The organism is Paenibacillus sp. 01L418 (genome assembly GCF_056400045.1).
In genome coordinates, this window is sequence record NZ_JBFTSN010000352.1 from 1 (window position 1) to 6,708 (window position 6,708).

The 6,708-nt window shown below is 42.4% G+C and carries 6 protein-coding genes; 1 reads left to right on the forward strand and 5 read right to left on the reverse strand.

Features of this window, described 5'->3' with window-relative positions; translation table 11 throughout:
• The 3 genes from AC1DSE_RS27290 to AC1DSE_RS27300 all read right to left on the reverse strand — a co-directional run.
• Positions 1-466 (reverse strand): Ger(x)C family spore germination protein (locus AC1DSE_RS27290; RefSeq protein WP_477528503.1); only part of this gene is annotated, 466 nt, incomplete at its 3' end.
• Entirely contained in the window at positions 463-1,911 is a 1,449-nt protein-coding gene (locus tag AC1DSE_RS27295; protein ID WP_477509808.1) for a spore germination protein, read from the reverse strand. The genes AC1DSE_RS27290 and AC1DSE_RS27295, both read right to left, overlap by 4 nt.
• A complete protein-coding gene (locus AC1DSE_RS27300; protein ID WP_477509809.1) occupies positions 1,895-3,016 on the reverse strand; it encodes a GerAB/ArcD/ProY family transporter in 1,122 nt (373 codons plus the stop codon). Before AC1DSE_RS27300 ends, AC1DSE_RS27295 begins: the two co-directional genes overlap by 17 nt.
• Before the next feature lie 108 nt (positions 3,017-3,124).
• Between AC1DSE_RS27300 and AC1DSE_RS27305 the strand changes: the two genes are divergently transcribed.
• Positions 3,125-3,334: a hypothetical protein gene (locus AC1DSE_RS27305; protein ID WP_477509810.1), complete on the forward strand. Its 210-nt coding sequence runs from the start codon at positions 3,125-3,127 to the stop codon at positions 3,332-3,334.
• 239 nt (positions 3,335-3,573) lie between these two features.
• Here the strand turns inward: AC1DSE_RS27305 and AC1DSE_RS27310 are convergent, their stop codons facing one another.
• Both AC1DSE_RS27310 and AC1DSE_RS27315 read right to left on the reverse strand, forming a co-directional pair.
• The gene (locus tag AC1DSE_RS27310) at positions 3,574-4,179 is read right to left on the reverse strand and encodes a DUF1349 domain-containing protein (protein WP_477509811.1); all 606 of its coding nucleotides are present in this window, start codon (positions 4,177-4,179) and stop codon (positions 3,574-3,576) included.
• Positions 4,180-5,641: 1,462 nt separating this feature from the next.
• Positions 5,642-6,640, reverse strand: a complete 999-nt coding sequence (locus AC1DSE_RS27315) for a phytanoyl-CoA dioxygenase family protein (RefSeq protein ID WP_477509812.1) — start codon at positions 6,638-6,640, stop codon at positions 5,642-5,644.
• Positions 6,641-6,708 lie beyond the last annotated feature (68 nt).

Sequence of the window (6,708 nt, forward strand, 5' to 3'; positions counted from 1 at the left end):
CTTGAGAAGAAATGGATACGTTTGGCATAGATACTTTTAACGCTTCAAAGGCAGTACCTTCCTTTACGTATACTAAAGTTGAATTCCGAAATTGTCTTAACCGTCRTATATCCTCTAACATCTTATCAATTCCGCTCCTGGCTAGGTCCGCACTAAATATAATGGCCGACGTGTGGCCCCAAAGCAGCGTTCGGTCCGATTTCGATCTCATGAGACGGGCGGCCTCGAATAAGCTTCTACCCTCCGTGGATAAAAAAAACGTTCGCTCCTGCATCCCCTTCGGCTGTTGTCCGCCGGTCGTCAGCCTCGCAATTTCAGCCGTTAATCTAACCGCTCCGTTCTCGCCTTTGTCAATGGCAATGGAATGTACAATATGGAGCTCGTTAAGCTCCATACTGCCCTTGCAGCCCGTATTAATAAAGCAAACAACAATTACCGCGACAGCAAACCATTTTCTTGCTTTCATCTTTGCTTACCCGAGAATCGCCTGTTTTGGATCGAACGAAACAATCCGGGCCGTTTATTGTTCATTGAATGCGGCCTACGAACGATAATGTCCGTTAATTCTTCGAACTTAAATGGTGAAGCAGGTCCCAAATAAGGAATGCCGAAAGAGCGAAGCGAAGCGAGGTACGTCAAGAGCATAATGATCCCAACCATCACTCCGACATATCCTAGCAAGGAAGCAAGCAGCGTCATTCCGAACTGAAGCATACGAATGACATAGTTAATAGCGGTAGGAGGCAGCGTAAACGTGCAAATTCCGGTTAAAGCAGCGACGATAACCATAATGGGGGATACGATTCCAGCTGCTACCGCAGCTTGCCCCAATATGAGGGCGCCTACGATGCTGACAGCTTGTCCGACCTGCTTCGGCATTCGGATGCCCGCTTCGCGCATAATTTCGAAAGCGATCATCATCATGAAGCTTTCCACCACCGCCGGAAAAGGAACAGGCTCTTTCGCCGATGCTATGCTCTGCAGTAACGTCGTCGGTACCAGCTCATGGTGAAACGTAACCGTAGCTACGTAAAAGGCAGGAAGCAGCATGCCGATCATTGCACTGAAAAATCGAATTAGGCGCATCACAGAGCCGATATAGTAGTTCCAGGCGTAGTCCTCGCTCACTTGGAATGCTTGCAAAAAAACGAACGGCAGAAGCATTACAAAAGGCGTTCCTTGCACAATGACCGCAATTCTGCCGTCAAGCAATGCGCCGATAACTCGATCAGGCCTCTCTGTCGATTCAATTAACGGAAATAAGGTCCCGCGATTATCGGTAATCCACTCCTCCACGTAGTTGCCTTCCAGTATCGTATCCGCTGGAATTTCACTGATTCTTAAATGGACTTCCTTTAAAATTTCCGGATTCGTTATTCCTCCAACTGACAGAATGATGAGGTTTGTTTTACTCAAGTGACCTACCTTGCGGTATTCAACCTTTAAGATGGGAGACGGAAAATGATAACGGATCAAAGCTAAATTATTGGTCAAGGACTCCGTAAATCCACTTCTTGGACCTTTCACTACCGCTTCAGTTACCGGTTCATCCACGCTTCGTAGTTGGATTCCGAGCGTATTGATGGATATCGCATATTCTTTTTCATCAAAAAGTAGTACCGATAGGCCGGCCGCAAGAGAGTCCGCGGCATCCTCGATGGTGTAGACCTTCTCGTCCATTCGGAAAGCAGTCAGCAGGTTTTCGTCTTCTTTATATCGAATCAGCATAAGATCAAGCTTCCTCGTATCAGTCATTTCATTTAGATAACATACCGTAGCAGACTGACCCTGGCTAAAGATGGAATGAACCATAACCAGATCATCCGTCGCTTGCATGTATTCCTTTAGCAATCGTTTGTTATCGCAAACGTTGCTCGTGAGCTTTGTTTTGTTGTTACTGTTGTTGCCCACAGCATTCACCTGCTTTTTTTTTCATATTCTCTTTGATCAAAGCAATAAACAGCAGCACGGCTGGAATGAATAGCTGAAACATAACAAAATACCAAGCCTGGCTGTCATAAAAGGCAGATAGCTCGATTAATCCCCATACTTTGAACTTGGAGACGATAACAAAACCAATGGCCAGCGGAATAATGAACATGTGAGGCTTGCGGAGCCGCAGCAATTGTGAAAGACCCTGGTGCGCGGACCAGAAGTATACCGTTATTTTGATAAACGAGCTCATCACCCAAACAACAACGAGCGCGGCATCAAACCGTTCTATGTTGCTGAACAGCTTTATATTTTGAATGAGACTAATGCTCGGGTAAGTAAATGTTGCCGTCGTCTTGCCGCCAAACAGCATCGTGCACGATAAGATCGACATCAAAAGCAGCAGCAATGTAATGCCCACGGCACTCATGGCATAAGCAGTCGTGTGCTTCGTCTTACGAACATGCTGCAGGACCATTGATATAAACATCAAATCACCAAACCAGGACATGGAAAGCAAAAGCCCCCTGAGCGGCTGAGCCAGACCGTTTTCCAGTATTGGAAGCAAATATTCGGGGTGATATTGGTTGATCAGCAGCAAGTAGATCAACAAGAAGGTGGTTACTGTAACAATGAATATTATCTCTGAAACACGCGCAAACACTTCAAGGCCATGATAAGCCGCATACGCACACATGATAGCACCGGCAGACAAATACCAGATCTGCGGAATGAGCGGATTTAATACGATAATAAAAAACTGGGAAAACTCGCGTAAAACCCAAGACGTTACGTCAATAAAATAGCAGATAAATAAAAAGGCCATAACGCTTCCGATCCAAGAACCGAGCAGATGCGTACAAATGGAAATGATATTTTTATTCGGGTAAAGTTGATTGAGCTTCAAAAAAACGAACAAATTTATGAGACCCATTATTCCTCCCACCACTGCCAAGTACCAAGAGTTTCGTTCCGCATAATCGGCAAATGTTGCAGGGGCGTAAAGACTCGAGGTTCCGATCGTTGAAATGACGATTAGGGTCATCATTTGAAAGTTGCTTATTGTCGAGATACGACGTTCCATATTGAACCTCCCTTACCGATTGATTCATTATGCGCTGTAATTGGTAATTTATTCGTGGCATAATTCGATTGCGCATAAGGAATAATAGCTCAGAGGTGAGATATTATTATGAAAGCTTATATCATCGTGTCTACTTTTTCAGCCGTCTGGCTTGTTATGGTGTATGTGTTTTTATCTGACTACTATTGGTACCAAAGGATTGCTGCTGGAACATGGGGATTTATACTTGTGAATGCCATTACGCTGATTCCCGTGCTGCTATGTTTCTTTATTGCTGATCGGCTTCAGCCTGTCGAGAAATCGGTAGATTCGCAATAAATTGACTTTATGCGTTCTTCGTTATCAAGTGAGTTTATCTGCGCCTCTCTCTTTATACGAATAATGCCAATGAAGATATTAAGAAGTATTCGGGCAGTTCGTCACAGGAATACCGGTGTATTATAAATAAAAAAAACTGCGATAATCCCACACATATTTGGGGTTATCGCAGCTTAATCAGTTTCTTATAACTTGGAAAAAACCTCTTTAAATCTGTTAACGAACTTATTCGAATCCAGTTATACACCATACCGAATATTTTTAACCTTTGTATTTGTCAATGAAAAGTTTTGAAAGACTCGTTCTCCACCTTTTCCTATTGGCGCTTGCGCTACAAGTCCCACCTTGATTGTCTTATCGACTGGTAAGCTAAAGAATCGCATCATATCAAACTTAACCCCATCCAACGAATAATGGAATGAAAATGAGTTATCAACTCTTGCAACCTGTAACCATACATGATTACCGTTAATGTTACACCCGTTAGCGTCATCCGAATGATGATTTGTGACAACACTTACTACAGCATGTGTACCAAAATCTGTCTGTTCAAAGCATGCTTTAGCCCACACCTGAAGATCTTGCATAACCATAATGGTCGCCGCATCGTAAGTATCTCTGAAATCATGAGAAACCTGAACACGCATCACAAAATCGCCAGTAACTTCTTTGTAATAAAATGGTGCATTGCAAAGATTTTCTGGTGTAATTCCTGTTTCGGAAACGGCTCCATTATTACAGAAGAAATCACTTTCTGCAGGGGCTTCAATAATCAGTTTGTCATTTTCATAGGTTGCCTTGCTTTCATTAATCCACTTAAAATCGTCAAATATTGAATTTCCCATTTGAGATTCTCCTTTGTTTAGATAAAATATGATGCAAATTACTAGTTTAAAGTAGCTGATTGCTTAAATACAATAGTACCATTTTAAGCTGATACAACGATAAATTAACCTAATCAATCTCCTTCAAACTAGAAAACCAACATGTTTGACAAGTAAATTAAACCGTTTTTAATTATCCCAATAATTCACTAGTAAGAGTTGGACTTTACAATTGATGATTACTTTTCAACATTTTTAAGATGGAACTAAACGATTCATCGAGGTAGGAAGTCCCAACTGATATCTGTGTTGATTATAATAATATGGCCAATCTCTCTTTGCAATTATATCAAACTTTTTCCATTTTTAACAATTAACATTATCATATATATGGCCGATGATAGACTCCTGAGGAGCATTACATCATTTGAATTGACTGTAGGTTTATTTGTATCTGTATACATCAAGGATAAGCGATACTGCTCTTTTGGATCATTCTCTGCTCTACCGCTATAAACCAAACTAAACCAGTTATGACGGACACGTATCTGGTATCGACGTGACATCAAGAAAAGTCCTTCAGCAATTCATGATTGCTCAACCAGGTGAATGTCCATTCTCTACTTTAACTACAGCTATGAAAAAAGTAGATGTTGTTTAGCTAAGCATAACATTCCCCTGTACTTGAATCCGCGACGAGATAAACGTAACATGATAGAACGTATTATAGAAAAAACAATTCCAAACAGAACCACACGAATCCACTGCTCTATCCATTTCTGATTAACTTAAGATGGTAATAAACCTGTTTCTTGTTGTCCCTTCGAATGCCATTTTTATTGAATGATTAATCCAAAGTTATTTTGAATGTAATTCACGTTAGGATTAGCGATATTACTCGTTGTCAGATTGTTAAACGTTGCATACCCATTGCCGGTATATGTGTAAATAGCTGCTCCTTTATGCGGCAATGTGAATCGTGAGGTTAATATTCGTCAAGCCCAGTACCATTGATGTTACTTATGCCACTACTAATAATCGTATCCGTTAAGAGAATGCCGGCATTGTTCTGAAAGCGGGTAATCAGGGAACACGGTATTCATTCTGATACCGTTACCGTCTACAGTGTCGCTGATAGCATTATTTGTTGACTTGTGTCCTCCTCCTCCAAAGAATGCTACGGCTGCTGCACGCCAGTTGTTCTAAATGGTGTGACAATGCTGACGCGCCATTGGCTTTACTCGTCCACACAGCGATGCCATCATCTCCATTATTGTGTAAGCTGCTATTACGAACAGTCGAGTTGGGCAGTTGGAATTTATATAATGAAAGCGATATGCTTCTTTCATGCCCAATAGACAGAAAAGGTTTGATATGTATAGATGTTTACACAGAGCAGTCGCCCCAAGCTATGAACCCGCTTGAGGCGACTGTATTTTATTTATTTCAATATGGTTGGAAACAATCCAAATATCAATACTTCTTATTCGCCTTTTTCCGTTCCAATTGGCATCATCATACCATTATCCATCCCCATCATTGTAACGCTGCTCGCTTCTTCTTCTCCGTCTGCCAAATAAACCTCAGTTCCAAATGCTGGCTCAGCATAAGGGAGGTTTGTGTTTCCGCGGACGAGAATTTGACGGTAATTCCCTGAATGACCTTCGAATCCGTCATGGTCCCATGGAACCCAAGAACGTGCATTGCAATAATGGCAAACGAATGAGCGACGGTAGCGATCCTGGGTACGATTCGGGTAGGAGCGATGAAGTAGATGCGAATGGAAAAATAAAACATCTCCAGGACTTAGCCGAACGGGTATGGCAGGAGGATAGTTTGCAACAACCTTAGATAGCGTATTCACATTATCGTCCAAATGGCTCACATTCTGCACACCATTCAAATCCTCGAATGCATCCACCGCGTGCACATTTCCTCCTCCAACACCATCAGGAGGATATATGGGTTCGTGGTTCGAACCGGGTACAACCCATAAGCAGCCATTTTCTTCATCTGCTTCCTCTAAGGCGATCCACGCTCCGATTAACGTATCCGGATGCGTCTTAATATAGCATGCATCCTGATGCCAGCCTTGACCGCCTTTTCCAGGAGGATTTAAGAAAAGCATGGACTGAAGGGCGTATACATCCGGCCCGACCAATGCCTCTGTAACATCGACTATTCGAGGGTTAAGCATGCCCCTCTCCGCTGCTCCGCTAAAACGAGACATCATATGAATACGTGTCGCCTTTGCAAATTCCTCTTTGAGAGGGTCCTTACTATCACGATCTGCCTGATTATCCAGCTGAAGGCTATTAAGCCTTGATTGCTCTGCTAATTCATATAGCTCGTCGATGTCTTCTTTTGACAATAAGTTTCTGACAATTAAGTAGCCTTCTCTGTGATAGTGGGAATAATCCTTCACGCTTACTAAATAGCGGTTATCCCTCGCACGTGATTTAGGTATATAAAACTTCCCCATAACCAGTTCACTCCCTCGATTTATATGCCTACCCCCTAATTTTAGCGTGATGAAGCAGCACTCTCCAT